This window comes from Nitratidesulfovibrio oxamicus (assembly GCF_015731765.1).
In the GTDB taxonomy this organism is placed as follows: domain Bacteria; phylum Desulfobacterota; class Desulfovibrionia; order Desulfovibrionales; family Desulfovibrionaceae; genus Cupidesulfovibrio; species Cupidesulfovibrio oxamicus.
In genome coordinates, this window is the sequence record NZ_VRYY01000363.1 from 1 (window position 1) to 2,627 (window position 2,627).

Genomic DNA, 2,627 nt, shown 5'->3' on the forward strand with positions numbered 1-2,627 from the left:
CCGGAGCACCCTGCCCGGCGGGCACCTGCGGCGCCGACCCGGGCGGCATGCCGAAAAACTTGTCGTACACCCGGCGCGCCACCGGGCCTGCGTCGGAACCGCCGTGCCCGCCGTGCTCCACCATGACCACCACCACCAGCCGCCGGCCCGCCTTTTCGCCCCAGGTGGCGATCCAGGCGTGGTCGCGGTGCTCGTAGGCCAGGTTTTCGGTGCGCACCCGCACTTCGCCCACCATCTTCAGCTTGGTGACCTGCGCGGTACCGGTCTTGCCGCCCATGACGACATCGGAACGGCGCAGCACCTTGGCGGTGCCCCGGTCGTCGTTGACGGTCAGGCGCATGCCTTCGAGAATCATCTTGCGACCGGCGGCGGTGAACGGCAGCGAGGAACGCACCACCTGCTCCTCGTCGGCCAGCAGGCTGGGCTTCAGCAGCTTGCCCCCGTTCATCAGGGCGGACACGAAGGCCGCCACCTGCACCGGCGTGACCAGGGTGAAGCCCTGCCCGATGGAAATGTTCAGCGTCTCGCCCCGGTGCCACGGCTCGCCAAAGCGGCGCCGCTTCCACGCCTTGGAGGGCACCAGGCCCGACTTTTCGTGCGGCAGGTCTATGCCCGTGGGCGCACCGAAGCCGCAGGCCTTGGCAAAGGCTTCGATCTTGTCGATGCCGAAGCGGTCGCTCATCTGGTAGTAGTACACATCGCACGATTCGATGAGCGAGCGCATCATGTCCACGCGGCCATGCCCGCCCTTCTTCCAGCAGCGGAACACCTGCTTGCCCAGGGCCACCTCGCCCGTGCACCACACCGAGTCGGCAGGGTTCACGCCTTCATTCAGCAGCATGCCCGCCATCATCAGCTTCCATACCGAGCCGGGCGGATACACGCTCTGGATGACGCGATTCTGCAGGGGGTGACGGGGGTTGTCGCGCAGGGCCGTCCATTCCTTCAGCGAAAGCCCGGCGGCAAAGGCGTTGTTGTCGAATGACGGCTTGGTGACCAGGGCCAGCAGCTTGCCGGTGTCGGGGTCCATGGCCACCACGCAGCCGGTCTGGTCCTCCAGCGCGTCCCAGGCCACCTGCTGCAACTCGAGGTCGATGGCGAGGTCGATGTTCTCGCCGCTCTGCGGCTCCTGCGCCAGCTTCTTGTTCAGTTGGCGGCCCAGCACGTCCACTTCCAGCTGGTGCAGCCCCTTCTGGCCGCGCAGGCGGCGTTCCAGCACCAGCTCCAGTCCCTGCTTGCCCACGAAGTCGCCAAGGTTCAGGTCCTTGTCGTCCTCCAGTTCCTTTTCGTTGGCTTCGGCCACGTACCCCAGGATGTGGGCCATCAGCTCGCCCTGCGGGTAGTTGCGCTTGGAACGGGTGACTATCTCCAGGCCCGGCCATTGCAACACGCGGTTCTCGATGCGCGCCAGCAGGTCGAAGGGCATGTCGGAGATGAGCAGCAGGTGCTCGAAGGGCTTCACTCGCTGGCGGTCCTGGTTGAACTTGGCGGTGAGCTGATCAAGGGGGATGCCCGTCCACTCGCTGACCTGGGCCAGGGTGGAGGGGATGTCGCGGCAGTCTTCGCGCACAAGGGCCAGGCCGAAGGCGGGCCGGTTTTCGGCCAGCAGGCGCCCTTCACGGTCGCGCAGCAGCCCGCGCGAGGCGTAGATGCGTTCCTGGCGCAGCCGGTTTTCGCGCGCCAGACGCGCGAAATCCTCGCCACGGTGAATCTGCAGGTACCAGAAGCGCACCACGAACAGGAAAAACAGCCCCGCCACAAGGCACTGGAGCAGTATCAGGCCCGCGCGGGGCGGCTGAAAGCCTTCCGGCTCAAACTGGATGCGCATCGCCCATGCATCTCCGGCGCACGAAATGGGTCAGCCACCATGCCGGGGGAACGGCGCAGGCCTGCCACACGCTTTCCATGAACAGCCTGTCCTGCGGGATGTCCAATTGCTGCAAAGAGGCCATCATCAGCGTGAACAGAAAGTGGCACGCACCAAGACCAAGGCTGAGCAGCACCACGAAGGCCAGATTTTCCGCCTCGAACAGCCAGCGCCCCACGTTGAAGAAAACCACCAGCGCGCCGTACCACAAGGCGGTGGAGCCGAAGGCCAGCGTGCCCGCCCCTTCCTGCACCAGCAGCAGCACCACCAACAGCCAGAAGGTCTGGTAGGGGCGACGCTCCTGCAAGGACACCAACAGCCCGGCCACCAGCACGTCGATGCCCGGCAGCCCCTGCTGAAGCCACACGCCCACGAAGATGAAGCAGGCCCACCATGCAAGATTGCTGAAATTCATGACTGTTCCTGCATGACTGGGTGATTGCTCCCCAACTGGCCCAAGTCGGCCTGATTGGACCGGTTCGGGGTCTGGCTGGATCGGGTGGCTGGTTCCGGCTGGATGTTCCCGGTCGAATGGTTCCGGTTGGATGTATCCGGGGCGAACCCAGCACCCGGGCAGGACTTGGGGACGGATGCCGTACCGCCCGATGCGGATGATTATTGCCTATTGCCGGGGAGCCTGCCCCGCCTGCTGCCCGCCCTGTGGCGCGGACGGTTGCGAGGACGACTGCGCGGGCGCCTGCGGTCGCGGTGCACGCGTGCCCTGCTGCCCGGACTGGACAGGTGCCACGGGCTGCACGCG

2 protein-coding genes are annotated in these 2,627 nt (G+C 66.1%); both read right to left on the bottom strand.

What is annotated here, in order from left to right; translation table 11 throughout:
- Positions 1-1,828: penicillin-binding protein 2 (mrdA, locus tag FVW20_RS12185; RefSeq protein ID WP_196609827.1), on the bottom strand; the 1,828-nt coding region annotated here is incomplete at its 3' end.
- A complete protein-coding gene (locus FVW20_RS12190; protein ID WP_196609828.1) occupies positions 1,812-2,282 on the bottom strand; it encodes a DEAD/DEAH box helicase family protein in 471 nt (156 codons plus the stop codon). The genes FVW20_RS12190 and mrdA, both read right to left, overlap by 17 nt.
- Positions 2,283-2,627: the final 345 nt, after the last annotated feature.

What these genes read in the sequence shown, in the direction of transcription:
- FVW20_RS12190 (WP_196609828.1), bottom strand. Translation starts at nt 2,282, where the DNA reads ATGAATTTCAGCAATCTTGCATGGTGGGCCTGCTTCATCTTCGTGGGC.